The organism is Streptomyces sp. NPDC052107 (assembly GCF_040680215.1).
Classification (GTDB): domain Bacteria; phylum Actinomycetota; class Actinomycetes; order Streptomycetales; family Streptomycetaceae; genus Streptomyces.
The window spans coordinates 162,142-179,334 of record NZ_JBFAWG010000012.1 but is presented as its reverse complement, the minus strand read 5'-3'; the positions used below and the strand labels follow the sequence as shown (position 1 = coordinate 179,334).

The window sequence follows — 17,193 nt, the reverse complement described above, 5'->3', positions numbered from 1 at the left end:
TCAGTCCCTCAGCTCCAGCACACCGGAGATGCCGCGGCGCCGGGGCGGCGGGGTGCCGTCCAGGGTGGCGTCGTCGGCTATCCGGCCGTCGAAGAAGCTGATCACGCGGTCGGCGGCGCTCGCCAGCCGGGCGTCATGCGTGACCAGCACGATCGTCTGGCCGCGTCCGTGGAAGCGGGACAGCAGCCGCATGACCTCGCGCGTGCCCTTGCTGTCCAGGCTGCCGGCGGGCTCGTCGGCCAGCAGCAGCGGCGGATGGTTGACCAGGGCCCGGGCGAGCGCGACCCGCTGCTGTTCACCGCCGGACAACTCGCCCGGCATGCTGCGCTCCTTGCCCTCGAGCCCGAGCTCGGCCAGCAGCTCCTCCCGCTCGGCGCGGGCCTTCTTCGGCGGAACCCCGGCGAGCAGGGCGGGCAGCTCGACGTTGTCGGCGACCGACAGGTTCGACACCAGGTTGAAGAACTGGAACACGATCCCGATGGCCTTGCGGCGCTCCACCGCCCAGCGCGCCTCGCCGAAGGAGTCCGTGCACCGGCCGTCCAGCCAGATGCTGCCCTCGTCGGGGCGCTGCAGCCCGCCGAGCAGATGCAGCAGCGTCGACTTGCCGGCGCCGGACGGGCCGGTGATCGCCACGAACTCGCCCCGCGCCACGGACAGGTCGACCCCGCGGACGGCGTGCGCCGGGGCACCCTCGCCGTGGTGGGTCTTCACCAGACCCTCGGCGCGCAGCACCGCAGTAGCGTCCTCGCTCATTCCAGTTCCTCCTGGCACCGCTCCAGCCAGTCGAGATCGGCCTGCAGATGCAGCATCGCGCCCTCGATGAGCAGATGGGCGATGCGGTTGTCGCGGTTCTCGGCCGCGGCCAGTTTCGACAGGTTGCGCATGGTGTTGAGGTACTGGCGCCGCTGCCGGTTGATGAGGGCGATCTGGTCGGCGAGACCGGTCTGCGGGGCGAGGGCGAGCTTCATGAAGAACTCGTCCCGCACCCGCGGCTCGTCCTCGGTCTCCTCGAACCAGGCGTGCAGCGCCTCCCGCCCGGCGTCGGTGAGGTGGTAGACCTTCTTGTTGGGCCGGCTGGACTGCTCGACGTCCTCGCCCTCGATCAGTCCCGACTTCTCGAGGCGGCCGAGGGTGACGTAGATCTGGCCGACGTTGGGCTGAGGGTACGCGGAGCCCAGCACTTGCTCAAGGTCCTGCTTCAGCTCGTAGCCGTGGGCCGGGCCGCGGGCGAGGAGTGCCAGGAGGGGCAGGCGCACTCGTGCTGTCCTCCTGTCTGCTCAATGTGCTCCAGGCCCTAGTATCGCCCATACCTAACAGGTATACATGGCCTCTGACTCCCGGGCGAGGAAGCCCGGAGCCGTGTGTACGTGTTCAGGGAGGAACCTATGCGGTGGATACGCGCCGCCGGTAGGGGCCTCCTCGTTCTCGTCGTGATCCTCACCGGGTACGTCGCCTCCGGCGCCCATGCCGACGAGGGCGGGGGAGATGGCCGCGGCCCGCTCACCCTGGCCACCGCCGGTGACCTCACCGGCTATCTCGCCCCGCTGCTCCAGGGCTGGAACCGCACCCACCCCGGCGAGAAGGTCACCCTCGTCGAACTGCCCGACTCCGCCGACGAGACCCACGCCCAGATGACCACCGATCTGCGCGGCGGTGACCGGGGCCGCTTCGACGTCCTCAACATCGACGTCAACTGGACCTCGGAGTTCGCGGCGGCCGGCTGGATCCGCCCGCTGCCGCCGGACCGCTTCCCGCTGAAGAGCTTCCTGCCGCCGGTCGTCGACACGGCCACCTACGACGGCCGGCTGTACGCGGTGCCGTACGTCACGAATGCCGGACTTCTCCTGTATCGCAAGGACATCCTCGCCAAGGAGGGCGTGCCGCCGCCGCGCACCTGGGCCGAGCTGGAGCACGACGCGAAGACCATCGCGCCGAAGTACGGACTCGGCGGCTACGCGGGCCAGTTCCTGCCCTACGAGGGCCTCACCGTGAACGCGGCCGAGGCCGTGTACTCGGCGGGCGGCACGATCCTCGGCGACGAGGGCACCCGGGTCACCGTCGACTCCTCCGCCGCACGCGAGGGCATCGGCTTCCTCGCGCGTGGCGTCCGTGAGGGCTGGATACCCAAGGTGGCGCTGACGTACAAGGAGGAGGAGTCCAAGCAGGCCTTCCAGGACGGCAGGCTGCTCTTCCTGCGCAACTGGCCCTACGCCTACGCCGTCGCCTCCGCCCGGGGCTCCAAGGTCGCCGGAAAGATCGGTGCCGTACCGCTGCCCGGACCCGACGGACCGGGGACCAGTGTGCTCGGCGGCTCCGATCTCGCCGTCAACTCCCATACGGCGCACCCCGATTCGGCCGCCCGACTGATCGCCTACCTCACCAGCGCGCCCGTGCAGCGCCAGGTGCTCACCCGGGGCGCGCTGCCTCCCGTACGCGCCGCGCTCTACGAGGACCCCGAACTCGTACGGCGGTTCCCCTATCTGCCGACCCTGCGCACCGCCGTGCTCACGGCCCGGCCGCGCCCCAAGAGCCCGCACTACGACCAGGTCAGCCTGGTGGTGCAGGCCGTGATGCAGGACGCGCTCACCGGGCGGGAGACGCCCGAGCAGGCCGTGCGCCGGCTGGCGCGCGAGCTCGACGCGATCGCCCGCCGATAGTTACTTGTTAAGTAACGCCCGGATCTCATCTCGGCGCGCGATGCCTAGGTAAGTCCGATTTTGCACCCTCAACTCACCAGTAGCCTGCGTTCTTTTCGTTGACACCCTCACGACACGTCTCCCTAACATGCATGCATGCTGAGTAAGTACCACTGGTGGCGTGACGCGGTGATCTACCAGGTCTACGTCCGCAGCTTTCTCGACAGCACCGGCGACGGCGTCGGCGATCTGGCCGGTGTCCGGGCCGGGCTGCCGTATCTGAAGAAGCTCGGCGTCGACGGCATCTGGCTGAGCCCGTTCTATCCCTCGCCGCAGCACGACCACGGCTACGACGTGGCCGACTACTGCGACGTCGACCCGCTCTTCGGCGACCTCGCCGAGTTCGACCTGCTGATGGGCGCCGCGCACCGGCTCGGCATCAAGGTGCTCCTCGACATCGTCCCCAACCACTGTTCCAGCGAGCACCCCTGGTTCCGCGAGGCACTGGACAGCGCGCCCGGCAGCCCGGCCCGCGCCCGTTTCCACTTCGCCGACGGCCGCGGCCCGGGCGGCAGCGAGCCGCCCAACAACTGGCACGCCATGTTCGGCGGCCCCGCCTGGACCAGGGTCGCCGACGGCCAGTGGTACCTGCACATGTTCACGCCCGAGCAGCCCGACTGGAACTGGCGCGATCCCGAGGTCGCCGCCGAGTTCGACCGCGTCCTGCGCTTCTGGCTCGACCGGGGCGTCGACGGCTTCCGCATCGACGTCGCCGCCGGCCTCTACAAGCACCCCGAACTGCCCGACTCCGACGACCCCGGGGCCGACGCCCGCACCCGCGACTCGGTCAACCCCCTGGCCTGGAACCAGCCCGAGGTGCACGAGGTGTGGCGCTGGTGGCGCGCCGTGTGCGAGGAGTACACCGCACGCGACGGCCGCGAACGCCTCCTCGTCGGCGAGGTCTCCGTCCCCACCGCCCGCGAACACGCCCTGTACGTCCGCCCGGACGAACTCCACCAGGCCTTCTTCTTCGACCTGCTCGGCGCCCCCTGGGACGCCGACGCCTTCCGCAAGGTCGTCTCCGAGGCCATGCAGGACATCGCCGGCACCGGCTCGACCGTCACCTGGGTCCTCAACAACCACGACCAGGTCCGCACCGTCACCCGCTACGGCGAACCCGCCCCCGAGGGCAGCGGACTCGGCACCGCCCGCGCCCGCGCCGCCGCGCTGCTGATGCTGGCGCTGCCCGGGGCCGCGTACATCTACCAGGGCGAGGAACTGGGCCTGCCCGAGGTCGTCGACCTGCCCGACGACGTCCTCACCGACCCGATATTCCGCCGCACCGGCAGCCGCGCCCGCATCCGCGACGGCTGCCGGGTGCCGCTGCCCTGGTCCGGCCAGGCCTCCCCGTTCGGCTTCACCTCCGGCGTCGACGGTGTGAAGCCCTGGCTGCCGCAGCCGGACTACTTCGCCGAGTACGCCACCGACCGCGCCCTCGCCGACACCCGCTCCTTCTGGCACCTGTACCGCGACGGCCTCCAACTCCGCGCCACCCTGCCCCAGTTGGGTGAGGGCACGCTCCACTGGCTGGACACCCCGCCCGGCGTCCTCGCCTTCACCCGCGGCGACGGCCTGGTCTGCGCCGTCAACTTCGGTACGGCCCCCGCGCCCGCCCCGGTCTCCGGCGCCCCCCTGCTCTCCAGCGGCCCCTGCCCGCCCGGCGTCCTGCCCGGCGCCACGGCGGCCTGGTGGCTCACCGACCTGTGATCAACCGCCTCTTGAAGGGACATCGATGATGATGCGACGACGTACCACCCTGCTCACCGGCTGCACCGCCCTCGCCCTGGCGCTCGGCGCGACCGCCTGCGGCGGCGGGCCCGTCTCGGCCGGCGGCGGCGACAAGGCGCTCAGCGGCCAGACCGTCACCGTGGCCGGCGTCTGGACCGGCAGCGAGCAGAAGAACTTCCAGAAGGTCCTGGACGCCTTCACCGCCAAGACCGGCGCCAAGACGCAGTTCATCTCCACCGGCGACAACGTCTCCACGGTCGTCGGCAGCAAGATCGAGGGCGGCAACGCGCCCGACGTCGTGATGGTCCCGCAGGTCGGCGTCCTGCAGCAGTTCGCGAAGAAGGGCTGGCTCAAGCCGCTGTCCGGCACCGCCCAGCAGACGATCACCGCCGACTACGCGCCCGTGTGGAAGACGTACGGCAGCGTCGACGGCACCCCGTACGGCCTGTACTTCAAGGCCGCCCACAAGTCCACCGTCTGGTACAGTCCCGCCGCGCTCACCCAGGCCGGGGTCAAGCCGCCGACGACGTACGACGAGCTGTTGAAGGCCGGGCACACCGTCTCCGACTCCGGGCTCGCCGCCTTCTCCGTCGCCGGTGAGGACGGCTGGACCCTCACCGACTGGTTCGAGAACATCTACCTCTCCCAGGCCGGACCCGAGAAGTACGACGCCCTCGCCGCGCACAAGCTGAAGTGGACCGACCCGTCCGTGGTCGAGGCCCTCACCACCCTCGGCAAGCTGTTCAAGGACAAGCAGCTGATCGCGGGCGGCCAGAAGGAGGCCCTGAACACCGACTTCCCGAGCTCGGTGGAGAAGGTGTTCGGGCCGAAGCCCGAGGCCGGCATGGTCTACGAGGGCGACTTCGTGGCCGGCGTCGCGCACGACCAGTTCGGCAGGACCATCGGCAAGGACGCGAACTTCTTCCCGTTCCCGGCGGTCGACGGCGGCACGGCACCCGTCGTCAGCGGCGGCGACGCGGCGGTCGTCCTCAAGGACGGCAAGAACGCCAAGGCCGGCATGAAGCTCCTGGAGTATCTGGCGAGCCCCGAGGCCGCGGCCGTGTGGGCGAAGGCGGGCGGCTTCCTGTCCCCGAACAAGAAGCTCGACTACGCCTCCTACGGCGACGACGTCACCCGTGCCACCGCCAAGTCTCTGATCGACGCGGGCGACTCGGTCCGCTTCGACATGTCCGACCAGGCCCCGGCGGCCTTCGGCGGCACCAAGGGCGCCGGCGAGTGGAAGCTGCTCCAGGACTTCCTGCGCGACCCGTCGGACCCGAAGGGCACCGCGGCGAAGCTGGAAGCGGCGGCGGCCAAGGCCTACCAGGGCTGACCGGCAGCGATCATGACCGCCACCACCTTTGTGAAACGGCAGGCGGGCCCGCGGGCCGCCGGCGAGGCGCGCGGGCGCCGCAGCCGGCGGCGCGCCCGGCTGATCGCCCTGCTCTTCGTCTTCCCCGCGCTGCTCCTGCTCGGCGCGCTCGTCGTCTACCCGGTGCTGTTCTCCGTCGGCCGCAGCTTCTTCGACGCCTCCGGCACCCGGTTCGTGGGCGGCGGCAACTACGCCGAGATGTTCCGCGACCCGGCCACCCTGAAGGCCATCCGCAACACCACCATCTGGGTGGTGGTGGCCCCGGCCCTGCTGACCGGCCTCGGCCTGATCCTGGCCGTGCTGGTGGAGAAGGTCCGCTGGGCCACCGCCTTCAAGCTCCTGCTCTTCATGCCGATGGCGGTGTCCTTCCTGGCCGCCGGCATCATCTTCCGGCTCGCCTACGACGAGGACCCGAACAAGGGCGTGCTGAACGCGGCCGTGGTCTCCGTGCACGACGCCTTCAAGGGCACCTCGTCGTACCCGACGGCGCGCGGCCGCCAGGGCCTGCTGACCCAGGACCGCGACGGCTCCTACCGTACGACCGCCTCCGCCGGTCACTCGGTGACGCTCCCTATGGTCGGCGTACTGCCCAAGGACCTGCCGAAGGGAGCCGAGCCCGCCGATGCGGCGGCCTCTCGCAAGGCCGCGCCCGGCGAGCTGCGGGGCGTCGTCTACCTGGACTTCACGCCCGGCGGGGGAGGCAGGCAGGGCAAGGTCGACGCGAAGGAGAGCGGCCTGCCCGGAATGAAGGTCCAGGCGGTGCGCGACGGGCGGACGGTCGCGAGCACGACCACCGCGGCCGACGGTTCCTTCCGCCTCTCCGGGCTGCGCGCGGGCTCGTACACGGTGAAACTCCCGCAGTCCAACTTCGCCCCGCCCTACCAGGGCGTCTCCTGGCTCGGCCCGACCCTCGTCACCCCGGCGATCATCGGCGCGTACCTGTGGATCTGGACGGGTTTCGCGATGGTGCTGATCGGCGCGGGCCTGTCGACCCTGCCCCGGGACGCGCTGGAGGCCGCGCGGATCGACGGCGCGAACGAGTGGCAGATCTTCCGCAGGATCACCGTCCCGCTGCTGGCCCCTGTGCTGACGGTCGTCTTCGTGACCCTCGTGATCAACGTGATGAAGGTCTTCGACCTCGTCTACATCATCGCGCCCGGACCGGTGCAGGAGGACGCCACGGTGCTCGCCACCCAGATGTGGCTCGTGTCCTTCGGCGGCGGCAACAACCAGGGCCTCGGCAGCGCGCTGGGCGTGCTGCTCCTGCTCCTGGTGATCCCGGCGATGGTCTTCAACGTCCGCCGTTTCCGCCGCAGTCAACGATGAGGAGCCAGCGATGAACTCGGCCATGAACGCGATCAGGCGGGGCCTGGGCAACGGCCTGGTGCAGGCCTTCCTGGTGGTGGTCGGCCTGGTCTGGCTGACTCCGCTCGCAGGCCTCTTCGTGTCCTCCCTGCGCTCGGCGCAGGACACCGCGAAGGGCGGCTGGTGGACGGCGCTCACCGGCCCTGGCCGGCTGTCCTTCGACAACTACTCGGCCCTGCTGAAGAACTCCGGCATGACGCAGGCCTTCTGGAACACGGTCCTGATCTCGGTACCGGCCACGACCCTCGTCGTGGTCATCGCCGCCCTCGCCGGATACGCCTTCGCCTGGCTGGACTTCCCCTTCCGGGAGCCCCTCTTCCTGCTGGTGGTGGCCCTGTTGGTGGTGCCGGTCCAGATCGGGCTGCTGCCGGTGGCCAAACTCTTCGGCGCGCTGGGCCTGTTCGGGACGATCCCCGGAGTCGTCCTGTTCCACGTGGCGTACGGCCTCCCCTTCGCCGTGTTCCTGCTCCGCAACTACTTCGCGGAGATGCCGAAGGAGATGCTGGAGGCGGCCCGGATGGACGGCGGCAGCGAATGGCGCATCTTCACCCGCCTGGTCCTGCCGGTGGGGCGTCCGGCGATCGCCTCGCTCGCGATCTTCCAGTTCCTCTGGGTCTGGAACGACATGCTGGTCGCCCTCCTCTTCGCCGACAGCTCCTCCCAGCCCCTGACCGTGGAACTCCAGTCCCAGATCCGCCAGTTCGGCAGCAACATCGACGTACTGGCCCCGGGCGCGTTCCTGTCCCTGATCGTGCCGGTGGCGGTGTTCTTCGCCTTCCAGCGGCACTTCGTCCAGGGCGTGATGGCGGGCTCGGTCAAGTGACCGAGCCCGCCCGGCTCACGCGTACGTCCAGCGCCAGGCACTGCCGCTGTAGGAACACGTGATCGGCGTACCGCTCGCGGTGTTGGTCGTCGCCCCGTGGTCGCTGCTGCGGCAGAACTGGCCCGCCTGGTAGCAGTTGCCGGCGTTGGAGACGATGGAGCAGGTGCCGCTGCCGCTGCCGGTGTCGTCACTGCGCACGGTGCCGGAGGCGGCCTCGGTGACGGTGACGGTCGGCCCGGGCCTGTGCACGGTCCTGGTCCTGGTGACCGTCGGTGCCGGCTTCGGCCGCGCGGTCTCGGTGGCCGTGGCGGTGACGGTCATGGTCACGGTCGGCCGCGGCGCCGGTGTCGCTTTCGCGACCGCCTCGTCGTGCGCCGACTGGGTCCCGCCGATCGCTCCCGCGGCGAACAGGGCGACCGCAGCGGCCCACACGCGCTTGCGCCGGTGCAGCGGCCGGGTGTCGGCCGGTCGCCGCGGGGTGTTGTACGGATTCACGGTCATCCTCCCGGAACGGCGCGGCGTCAGCCGTGGAAGGTGATGTAACCGTTGCCGTCCCGGTCGTTGCCGGACTTGGTGTAGGCGTGGGTGTCCGCGTGGGCGCCGGACGGCTTGTACAGGTAGATGGTGTCCTTGTCGTTGTTCCAGATGAAGTTGCAGTTCTGGCGGTAGACGACGTTGTTCGCGTCCGAGTCGGTGCCGTTGCCGCCGCGCAGCTTCACGTAGTCGCCGGGCTGGAGGTAGTGGTTCGAGCCGAACGTGAACCGGTTGCCGGTGGCGTCCTTGACGAAGTAGCCCTTGAGGTTGACGGTCGCGGTGCGCGAGTAGTTCTTGATCGTCAGGTACTCGTCCCGGGTGTTGCCGGTACGGCAGTTGTTGGAGTCCCGCCCCGGAGCGTCGTACTGGACGCCCGTGATCTTCAGGGCGGAGGAGTACTCGGTGGCCTGGGCCGGTGCGGCGGCGGCGACGGCGAGCGTTCCGGCAGCGGCGGTGGCGGCCAACGCGAAGCGTATGCGCATGAGGTCCCCCCTCAGTGGTGCGATCGGTGCGCCCAGGAGCTTACACAAAAGTTGAGTGCTATATGAATATTTCGTGGAAATCGTGAAGGACTTGCTTGAGGGGGAGTCAGGACACACGACGAGGGCGGCAGGGGAGTCGTCGTCCCTTGCCGCCCTCGCTCTTGAGCGGGTTCAGCAGTTCACCCGTTCACCGGTTCACGGTGAAGCCGGCGGATACAGCGATCTCGGCAACTGCGAAGCCGCGGCCGCGTCCAGCAGCCACAGCGTGCGCGAGCGGCCGTACGCCCCCGCCGCGGGGGCCTGGATCTCGCCCGCGCCCGACAGGGCGATGGCCGCGGCCTCCGCCTTGTCCTCGCCGGCCGCGAGGAGCCAGACCTCGCGGGCCGAACGGATCGCGGGGAGCGTGAGGGAGATCCGGGTCGGCGGCGGCTTGGGGGCGCCGTGGACGCCGATCACCGTGCGGTCCGTCTCCCGTACCCCCGGATGCTCCGGGAAGAGGGAGGCCACGTGGGTGTCCGGGCCGACGCCCAGCATCAGGACGTCGAAGGTGGGCACCGAGCCGTGGTTCTCGGGTCCGGCCGCCTTCGCCAGCTCCGCCGCGTACGACTCCGCCGCCGCGTCGACGTCCGTGCCGTACGGGCCGTCGGAGGTGGGCATGGCGTGCACGCGCTCCGGGTCCAGCGGGACGGAGTCGAGCAGGGCCTCGCGGGCCTGCGTGACATTGCGCTCGGGGTCGCCCTCGGGGAGGTAGCGCTCGTCGCCCCACCACAGGTCGAGCCGGCCCCAGTCGATGGCGTCCCGGGCCGGGGCCGCCGCCAGCGCGGCCAGCAGGCCGTTGCCGTTGCGGCCGCCCGTGAGGACCACGGACGCGGTGCCCCGCGAGGCCTGCGCGTCCACGATCTTCGTGATCAGGCGGGCCGCGGCGGCCTGTGCCATCAGTTCCTTGTCGCGGTGGACGACCAGCTGCGGAGTGCTCACTTCGCCGCCGCCTTCCTCGCAGGTACCTTCTTCGCGGTCTTGGCCGCCGCCCTCGTGGCCGGTGCCTTGGCCGCTTCCTCTTCGGGCTGGAGCTCGGCCACCGGCTCCTGAACGGACTGTTCCGGAACCGTGTTCAGCCGCTCCACGCCGTAGCGCAGCGCCGACGCGTAGGTGTCGTCCGGGTCGAGCCGGCGCAGTTCCTCCGCGATCAGCTCGGCGGTGTCCCGCCGCTTCAGCGCGACCGCGCGGGCCGGCTGGCCCTGGATGGACAGCGTGGCCAGCGTGCCGTCCGCGCGGTCCAGGACGATCGGGCCGCAGCTCGTGTCCATGCGGACGGCGGTGAGCCCCGGGCCGCCCGACAGCGACCGCTTCACCGGTACGTCCAGCCGGTCCGCGAGCCACATCGCCAGCAGCTCACAGCTCGGGTTGAACTCCTCGCCCTCCACCTCGACGGCCGTCACCCGGCAGGTGACCTGGTCCAGGGCCGCCGCGAGCATCGAACGCCATGGCGTGATCCGGGTCCAGGACAGGTCGGTGTCGCCGGGCGTGTAGGCCTCGGCGCGGGCGGACAGCTCCCGCACCGGCTGCTCGGCGGCGTAGCTGTCGGTGACCCGGCGCTGGGCGAGCGCGCCCAGCGGGTCCTTCGCCGGGTCCAGCGGGGCGTTCACGGGCCACCACACGACCACCGGCGCGTCCGGCAGCAGCAGCGGCAGCACGACCGAGTCGGCGTGGCCCACGACCTCGCCGTACAGCCGCAGCACGACCGTCTCGCCGGTGCCCGCGTCCGCGCCCACCCGCACCTCGGCGTCCAAACGCGAGGAGGTGCGCTCGCGCGGGCTGCGGGAGACCCGCTTGATGACCACCAGCGTGCGCGAGGGGTGCTCGCGCGAGGCGTCGTTGGCGGCCCTCAGGGCGTCGTAGGCGTTCTCCTCGTCGGTGACGATGACGAGGGTCAGGACCATGCCGACGGCGGGGGTGCCGATGGCGCGGCGGCCCTGGACGAGCGCCTTGTTGATGTCGCCGGCGGTGGTGTCGGTGAGGTCCATCTTCATGGGCGGCGCCAGCTCCGTCCGTCTCGTGCGAGCATCTCGTCCGCCTCGGCGGGGCCCCAGGTGCCCGACTGGTACTGCGCGGGCCTGCCGTGCTTGTCCCAGTACTCCTCGATCGGGTCGAGGATCTTCCAGGACAGCTCGACCTCCTCCGTGCGCGGGAAGAGGTTGGCGTCGCCCAGCAGCACGTCCAGGATGAGGCGCTCGTACGCTTCCGGGCTGGACTCCGTGAAGGACTCGCCGTAGGCGAAGTCCATGGAGACGTCCCGGATCTCCATCGAGGTGCCCGGCACCTTGGAGCCGAAGCGGACGGTGACGCCCTCGTCGGGCTGGACGCGGATGACGATCGCGTTCTGGCCCAGCTCCTCCGTCGCGGTGGTGTCGAAGGGGGAGTGCGGGGCCCGCTGGAAGACGACGGCGATCTCCGTCACGCGGCGGCCGAGGCGCTTGCCGGTGCGCAGGTAGAAGGGGACGCCCGCCCAGCGACGATTGTCGATCTCCAGCTTGATCGCCGCGTAGGTGTCGGTCTTCGACTTCCGGTCGATGCCGTCCTCTTCGAGGTAGCCGATGACCTTCTCGCCGCCCTGCCAGCCGCCCGCGTACTGCCCGCGCACGGTGCTGCGGCCCAGGTCCTTCGGCAGCCGTACGGCGCCGAGCACCTTCTCCTTCTCCGCGGCCAGCGCGTCCGCGTCGAAGGAGGCGGGCTCCTCCATGGCGGTCAGCGCCATGAGCTGGAGCAGGTGGTTCTGGATGACGTCACGGGCGGCGCCGATGCCGTCGTAGTAACCGGCACGGCCGCCGATGCCGATGTCCTCGGCCATGGTGATCTGCACGTGGTCCACGAAGGACCGGTTCCAGATCGGCTCGAACATCGTGTTGGCGAAGCGCAGCGCCAGGATGTTCTGGACGGTCTCCTTGCCGAGGTAGTGGTCGATCCGGAACACCTGGTCCGGCTCGAACACCTCGTGCACGATCGCGTTCAGTTCCTCGGCCGACTTCAGGTCGTGGCCGAACGGCTTCTCGATGACCGCGCGCCGCCAGGAACCGCCCGACTGGTCGGCCAGCCCGTGCTTCTTCAGCTGCTGGATGACCACCGGGAAGGAACGCGGCGGCACCGACAGGTAGAAGGCGAAGTTGCCGCTCGTGCCCTGTGCCTTGTCCAGCTCGTCGATGGTGGAGCGCAGCCGCTCGAACGCGTCGTCGTCGTCGAAGGTGCCCTGGACGAAGCGCATCCCCTGGATGAGCTGCTGCCAGACCTCCTCGCGGAACGGCGTACGGGCGTGCGCCTTGACCGCGTCGTGGACCTCCTGTGCGAAGTCCTCGTTCGCCCACTCGCGGCGGGCGAAGCCCACGAGCGAGAAGCCCGGCGGCAGCAGACCCCGGTTGGCGAGGTCGTACACCGCGGGCATCAGCTTCTTGCGGGACAGGTCGCCCGTGACACCGAAGATGACCAGACCCGACGGCCCCGCGATACGCGGGAGCCGTCGGTCGGCCGGGTCACGAAGCGGGTTCGCTCCGGAACCGGAAAGGGGTGACAACTCAGCCCTCCGAAGGGGCAAGGCGCTCGAGCTCCGCCTGAGTGGACTTCAGCAGGTCGTTCCAGGACGCCTCGAACTTCTCGACGCCCTCGTCCTCCAGCACCTGCACGACGTCGTCGTACGAGATGCCGAGCTTCTCCAGCGCGTCGAGGTCGGCGCGCGCCTGGTCGTAGGTGCCGGCGATGGTGTCACCGCTGATCTCGCCGTGGTCCTCGGTGGCCTCCAGCGTGGCCTCCGGCATGGTGTTGACCGTGTTCGGCGCGACGAGCTCGGTGACGTACAGCGTGTCCGGGTACGCCGGGTCCTTCACGCCGGTCGACGCCCACAGCGGACGCTGCTTGTTGGCGCCCGCGCTCTCCAGCGCCTGCCAGCGGTCGGAGGAGAAGACCTCCTCGTACGCCTGGTAGGCGAGGCGGGCGTTGGCGACGGCGGCCTTGCCGCGCAGCGCCTTGGCCTCGTCGGTGCCGATCCCGTCCAGGCGCTTGTCGATCTCGGTGTCCACGCGGGACACGAAGAAGGACGCCACGGAGTGGATCAGGGACAGGTCCAGGCCGCGCTCCTTGGCCTTCTCCAGGCCGGAGAGGTAGGCGTCCATGACGGCCCGGTACCGCTCCAGGGAGAAGATCAGGGTGACGTTGACGCTGATGCCGAGGCCGATCGTCTCGGTGATCGCCGGCAGACCCGCCTTGGTGGCCGGGATCTTGATCAGGGTGTTGGGGCGGTCCACCAGCCAGGCCAGCTGCTTGGCCTCGGCGACGGTGGCCTTGGTGTTGTGCGCCAGGCGCGGGTCGACCTCGATGGAGACCCGGCCGTCCTTGCCGCCGGTGGCGTCGAAGACCGGGCGCAGGATGTCGGCGGCGTCGCGGACGTCCGCCGTGGTGATCATGCGGATGGCCTCTTCGACGGTGACCTTGCGGGCGGCGAGGTCCGTGACCTGCTGGTCGTAGCCGTCGCCCTGCGAGATCGCCTTCTGGAAGATCGTCGGGTTGGTGGTGACGCCCACGACGTGCTGCTGGTCGATCAGCTCGGCGAGGTTGCCGGACGTGATCCGCTTGCGCGACAGGTCGTCCAGCCAGATCGCGACGCCTTCCTCGGAGAGGCGCTTGAGTGCGTCTGTCATGGAATTACATCTCCTACGTGTCGTATATGAGCGTCAGCGCTGGGCGGCGGCGATGGATTCCCGGGCCTTGGCGGCCACATTCTCGGCAGTGAAGCCGAACTCGCGGAAGAGCACCTTGCCGTCGGCGGAAGCACCGAAATGCTCCAGGGAAACGATGCGGCCGGCGTCCCCGACGTAGCGGTACCAGGTCAGCCCGATACCCGCCTCCACGGCCACACGGGCCCTGACGGACGGCGGGAGCACGGAGTCCCGGTACCCCTGGTCCTGCTCCTCGAACCACTCGACGGACGGCATCGACACGACACGCGTCGGGACGCCCTCGGCCTGGAGCTGCTCACGCGCCTCCACGGCCACGTGCACCTCGGAACCGGTGGCGATCAGGATCACCTGCGGCGCCGCGCTCTGCCCTTCGGGCCCTTCGGCCTCGAACAGGACATAGCCACCGCGGGCCGCGTCCTCGTTGGGCTCGTAGGTCGGCACACCCTGGCGGGTGAGGGCGAAGCCGTGCGGCTGACCCTTGCCGAACTCCTTGGAGTAGCGCTTGAGCACCTCGCGCCAGGCGATCGCGGTCTCGTTGGCGTCGGCCGGGCGGACGACGTTCAGGCCCGGGATCGCGCGCAGCGAGGCCAGGTGCTCGACCGGCTGGTGGGTGGGGCCGTCCTCGCCGAGGCCGATGGAGTCGTGCGTCCACACGTACGTCACCGGCAGGTGCATCAGGGCCGACAGGCGCACCGCGTTGCGCATGTAGTCGGAGAAGACGAGGAACGTACCGCCGTAGACACGGGTGTTGCCGTGCAGCGTGATGCCGTTCAGCTCGGCGCCCATCGAGTGCTCGCGGATGCCGAAGTGGATGGTGCGCCCGTACGGCTTGGCCTCGGGCAGCGGGTTGCCCTCGGGCAGGAACGAGCTCTCCTTGTCGATGGTCGTGTTGTTCGACCCGGCGAGGTCGGCGGAGCCGCCCCACAGCTCGGGGATCACCGCGCCGAGCGCCTGCAGCACCTTGCCGGAGGCGGCACGCGTCGCGACACCCTTGCCCGGCTCGAAGACCGGGATCTTCTCCTCCCAGCCGGTGGGCAGTTCGCCCCGGCTGATGCGGTCGAACTCGGCGGCGCGCTCGGGGTTGTCGTCCCGCCACACCTGCAGGGTCTTCTCCCACTCGGCACGCGCCTGGGCGCCGCGCTCCAGGGCCTTGCGGGTGTGGGTGATCACCTCATCCTCGACGGCGAAGTGCTTCTCTGGGTCGAAGCCGAGGACGCGCTTGGTGGCCGCGACCTCCTCCTCGCCCAGCGCCGAGCCGTGCGCGGCCTCGGTGTTCTGGGCGTTCGGGGCCGGCCAGGCGATGATCGAGCGCATCGCGATGAAGGACGGCTTGTCCGTGACCCTCTTCGCCTCCTGGATCGCGGCGAAGATCGCCTGCGGGTCCAGGTCGCCGTTGTCCTGGGCCTCCACGCGCTGCACATGCCAGCCGTAGGCCTCGTACCGCAGAGCGGTGTCCTCGGAGACGGCCGTCTCGGTGTCGCCCTCGATCGAGATGTGGTTGTCGTCCCACAGCAGGATCAGGTTGCCGAGCTTCTGGTGGCCGGCCAGCGAGGACGCCTCGGCGGAGATGCCCTCCTGGAGGCAGCCGTCACCGGCGATGCAGTAGACGAAGTGGTCGAAGGGGGACTCACCGACGGCCGCGTCCGGGTCGAACAGGCCGCGCTCGTAGCGGGCGGCCATCGCCATGCCCACCGCGTTGGCGACGCCCTGGCCGAGCGGACCGGTGGTGGTCTCGACGCCCTTGGTGTGCCCGTACTCCGGGTGACCCGGGGTCTTCGAACCCCAGGTGCGGAAGGACTCCAGGTCCTGCAGCTCCAGGCCGAAGCCGGCCAGGTAGAGCTGCGTGTAGAGGGTCAGGGAAGAGTGGCCGGCGGACAGCACGAAGCGGTCGCGTCCGACCCACTCGGGGTCCGCCGGGTCGTGCCGCATCACCTTCTGGAAGAGGGTGTAGGCGGCCGGGGCCAGGCTCATCGCCGTACCGGGATGGCCGTTGCCGACCTTCTGTACGGCGTCGGCGGCCAGGACCCGGGCGGTGTCCACGGCCCGCTGGTCCAGCTCGGTCCACTCAAGGTCTGTGGTGGTCGGCTTGGTGCTCACCCTGGGTCAGGGCTCCTCTCCACATGTCGGTCGCCGGTCTTCGGGGCATGCGCCCACCCGGCCGCCGACGCGCTTGTCGCCCGCCGGCCGCTGACGAGCCTACCCTCGTAAGGACGTGCATTTTTTCGAGTGTTTCCAGACTGCCGGGACTCTGCCGGATCCGCCTCCCGACTGGCCGAGAAGCCGTGTGGCACTTGAATACGGGGCCGGTCATCCGAGCGCTCAATCGAGTGGCGGGTCCCCTCTTATGGGGCGTGCGCCAACACGACCCCACCCCCGCGAAGGCCGGGGTATGGGCAACGTCTAAAGTGGCGTGGTACGCGCGAGCCTTTACCGGGACTTCACACGGGGAGGCTTGCTGGGATGTCTCTGTCAGGGGTGTGCGTGACGGCCGTCGAATCCCGTCCAGCGGGCGTGCTGGGTGGTGCGAGCCAGGGCCCGGTTCACCGGCCGTTCGGGGCCCGTGTCAAGGCGTTCGTGGCTCTGACCAAGCCGCGGATCATCGAGCTGCTGCTCATCACCACCGTTCCGGTGATGTTCCTGGCGCAGCAGGGCGTGCCCGACCTCGAGCTGGTGCTGCTCACCTGCATCGGCGGCTACCTCTCCGCGGGCGGCGCCAACGCGCTGAACATGTACATCGACCGGGACATCGACGCCCTGATGGACCGCACCTCGCAGCGGCCGCTGGTGACCGGCATGGTCAGCCCGCCCGAGTGCCTCGCCTTCGGCATCACGCTCGCGGTCGTCTCGACGCTCCTGTTCGGCTTCACCGTCAACTGGCTGTCCGCCTGGCTGTCCCTCGGCGCACTCCTCTTCTACGTCATCGTCTACACGATGATCCTCAAGCGGCGTACGTCGCAGAACATCGTGTGGGGCGGCATCGCGGGCTGCATGCCCGTGCTCATCGGCTGGTCTGCCGTGACCAACTCCCTCTCCTGGGCGCCGGTCATCCTGTTCATGGTGATCTTCTTCTGGACCCCGCCGCACTACTGGCCGCTGTCCATGAAGGTGAAGGACGACTACGCGCGCGTGGGCGTCCCGATGCTCCCGGTCATCGCGTCCAACAAGGTCGTCGCCAAGCAGATCGTCATCTACAGCTGGGTGATGGTCGCCGTGTCCCTGCTGCTCACTCCGCTCGGCTACACCGGCTGGTTCTACACCGCCGTCGCGCTGGCCGCCGGCGGCTGGTGGCTGTGGGAGGCGCACGCGCTGCAGAACCGGGCCAAGGCCGAGGTCACGGGCGGGAAGCTGAAGGAGATGCGGCTCTTCCACTGGTCCATCACCTATGTGTCGCTGCTGTTCGTGGCGATCGCGGTGGACCCGTTCCTGCGCTGACCCACCCCGGGCGTACGTCACAGAGCCCTGCTCTCGC

15 protein-coding genes are annotated in these 17,193 nt (G+C 70.0%); 6 read left to right on the top strand and 9 right to left on the bottom strand.

What is annotated here, in order from left to right:
- Together AB0M27_RS16670 and AB0M27_RS16665 are read right to left on the bottom strand one after the other, a co-directional pair.
- A complete protein-coding gene (locus AB0M27_RS16670; RefSeq protein ID WP_365722260.1) occupies positions 1 to 753 on the bottom strand; it encodes an ABC transporter ATP-binding protein in 753 nt (250 codons plus the stop codon).
- Positions 750 to 1,256, bottom strand: coding sequence for a PadR family transcriptional regulator (locus AB0M27_RS16665; protein WP_365722258.1), 507 nt, complete (start codon positions 1,254 to 1,256; stop codon positions 750 to 752). Before AB0M27_RS16665 ends, AB0M27_RS16670 begins: the two co-directional genes overlap by 4 nt.
- 129 nt (positions 1,257 to 1,385) lie before the next feature.
- Here AB0M27_RS16665 and AB0M27_RS16660 point away from each other — a divergent pair, with 129 nt between their 5' ends.
- The 5 genes from AB0M27_RS16660 to AB0M27_RS16640 all read left to right on the top strand — a co-directional run bounded on the left by AB0M27_RS16660 (position 1,386) and on the right by AB0M27_RS16640 (position 7,984).
- On the top strand, positions 1,386 to 2,657 hold the full coding sequence (locus AB0M27_RS16660; protein ID WP_365722256.1) for an ABC transporter substrate-binding protein: 1,272 nt from the start codon (positions 1,386 to 1,388) through the stop codon (positions 2,655 to 2,657).
- A 135-nt stretch (positions 2,658 to 2,792) separates the two neighbouring features.
- The gene (locus tag AB0M27_RS16655) at positions 2,793 to 4,403 is read left to right on the top strand and encodes a glycoside hydrolase family 13 protein (RefSeq protein ID WP_365722254.1); all 1,611 of its coding nucleotides are present in this window, start codon (positions 2,793 to 2,795) and stop codon (positions 4,401 to 4,403) included.
- Positions 4,404 to 4,431: 28 nt separating this feature from the next.
- The gene (locus AB0M27_RS16650) at positions 4,432 to 5,757 is read left to right on the top strand and encodes an extracellular solute-binding protein (protein ID WP_365722355.1); all 1,326 of its coding nucleotides are present in this window, start codon (positions 4,432 to 4,434) and stop codon (positions 5,755 to 5,757) included.
- 12 nt (positions 5,758 to 5,769) lie between these two features.
- A complete protein-coding gene (locus AB0M27_RS16645; RefSeq protein WP_365722252.1) occupies positions 5,770 to 7,122 on the top strand; it encodes an ABC transporter permease subunit in 1,353 nt (450 codons plus the stop codon).
- Between the two features lie 22 nt (positions 7,123 to 7,144).
- Positions 7,145 to 7,984, top strand: a complete 840-nt coding sequence (locus AB0M27_RS16640) for a carbohydrate ABC transporter permease (RefSeq protein ID WP_365722353.1) — start codon at positions 7,145 to 7,147, stop codon at positions 7,982 to 7,984.
- Between the two features lie 15 nt (positions 7,985 to 7,999).
- Here the strand turns inward: AB0M27_RS16640 and AB0M27_RS16635 are convergent, their stop codons facing one another.
- The 7 genes from AB0M27_RS16635 to tkt all read right to left on the bottom strand — a co-directional run bounded on the left by AB0M27_RS16635 (position 8,000) and on the right by tkt (position 15,821).
- A complete protein-coding gene (locus AB0M27_RS16635; protein WP_365722250.1) occupies positions 8,000 to 8,485 on the bottom strand; it encodes a hypothetical protein in 486 nt (161 codons plus the stop codon).
- Between the two features lie 20 nt (positions 8,486 to 8,505).
- Positions 8,506 to 9,000, bottom strand: a complete 495-nt coding sequence (locus tag AB0M27_RS16630) for a lamin tail domain-containing protein (RefSeq protein WP_365722248.1) — start codon at positions 8,998 to 9,000, stop codon at positions 8,506 to 8,508.
- A gap of 195 nt (positions 9,001 to 9,195) precedes the next feature.
- Positions 9,196 to 9,978 (bottom strand): 6-phosphogluconolactonase, encoded by a 783-nt coding sequence (gene pgl / locus AB0M27_RS16625; protein WP_365722246.1) that lies wholly within the window; start codon positions 9,976 to 9,978, stop codon positions 9,196 to 9,198.
- Positions 9,975 to 11,030 (bottom strand): glucose-6-phosphate dehydrogenase assembly protein OpcA, encoded by a 1,056-nt coding sequence (opcA, locus tag AB0M27_RS16620; RefSeq protein ID WP_365722244.1) that lies wholly within the window; start codon positions 11,028 to 11,030, stop codon positions 9,975 to 9,977. The genes pgl and opcA overlap by 4 nt, the downstream gene beginning before the upstream one ends.
- Positions 11,027 to 12,565 (bottom strand): glucose-6-phosphate dehydrogenase, encoded by a 1,539-nt coding sequence (zwf, locus tag AB0M27_RS16615; RefSeq protein WP_365722242.1) that lies wholly within the window; start codon positions 12,563 to 12,565, stop codon positions 11,027 to 11,029. Before zwf ends, opcA begins: the two co-directional genes overlap by 4 nt.
- A gap of 1 nt (position 12,566) precedes the next feature.
- Positions 12,567 to 13,685, bottom strand: coding sequence for a transaldolase (gene tal, locus AB0M27_RS16610; RefSeq protein ID WP_365722240.1), 1,119 nt, complete (start codon positions 13,683 to 13,685; stop codon positions 12,567 to 12,569).
- Between the two features lie 33 nt (positions 13,686 to 13,718).
- Positions 13,719 to 15,821 carry a transketolase gene (tkt, locus tag AB0M27_RS16605; RefSeq protein ID WP_365722238.1) on the bottom strand — a complete coding sequence of 701 codons (2,103 nt, stop codon included), beginning with the start codon at positions 15,819 to 15,821 and terminating at the stop codon, positions 13,719 to 13,721.
- Between the two features lie 378 nt (positions 15,822 to 16,199).
- On the opposite strand from tkt, the gene AB0M27_RS16600 reads away from it, so the two are divergent.
- Positions 16,200 to 17,156 carry a heme o synthase gene (locus tag AB0M27_RS16600; protein WP_365722351.1) on the top strand — a complete coding sequence of 319 codons (957 nt, stop codon included), beginning with the start codon at positions 16,200 to 16,202 and terminating at the stop codon, positions 17,154 to 17,156.
- The last annotated feature ends 37 nt before the right edge of the window (positions 17,157 to 17,193 follow it).

Bases quoted from the DNA above. Each gene is read 5' to 3' on its own strand.
- AB0M27_RS16670 (WP_365722260.1), bottom strand. From the start codon at position 753: ATGAGCGAGGACGCTACTGCGGTGCTGCGCGCCGAGGGTCTGGTGAAG.
- AB0M27_RS16660 (WP_365722256.1), top strand. From the start codon at position 1,386: ATGCGGTGGATACGCGCCGCCGGTAGGGGCCTCCTCGTTCTCGTCGTG.
- AB0M27_RS16655 (WP_365722254.1), top strand. From the start codon at position 2,793: ATGCTGAGTAAGTACCACTGGTGGCGTGACGCGGTGATCTACCAGGTC.
- AB0M27_RS16650 (WP_365722355.1), top strand. From the start codon at position 4,432: ATGATGCGACGACGTACCACCCTGCTCACCGGCTGCACCGCCCTCGCC.
- AB0M27_RS16645 (WP_365722252.1), top strand. From the start codon at position 5,770: ATGACCGCCACCACCTTTGTGAAACGGCAGGCGGGCCCGCGGGCCGCC.
- AB0M27_RS16640 (WP_365722353.1), top strand. From the start codon at position 7,145: ATGAACGCGATCAGGCGGGGCCTGGGCAACGGCCTGGTGCAGGCCTTC.
- AB0M27_RS16635 (WP_365722250.1), bottom strand. From the start codon at position 8,485: ATGACCGTGAATCCGTACAACACCCCGCGGCGACCGGCCGACACCCGG.
- AB0M27_RS16630 (WP_365722248.1), bottom strand. From the start codon at position 9,000: ATGCGCATACGCTTCGCGTTGGCCGCCACCGCCGCTGCCGGAACGCTC.
- opcA (WP_365722244.1), bottom strand. From the start codon at position 11,030: ATGAAGATGGACCTCACCGACACCACCGCCGGCGACATCAACAAGGCG.
- tal (WP_365722240.1), bottom strand. From the start codon at position 13,685: ATGACAGACGCACTCAAGCGCCTCTCCGAGGAAGGCGTCGCGATCTGG.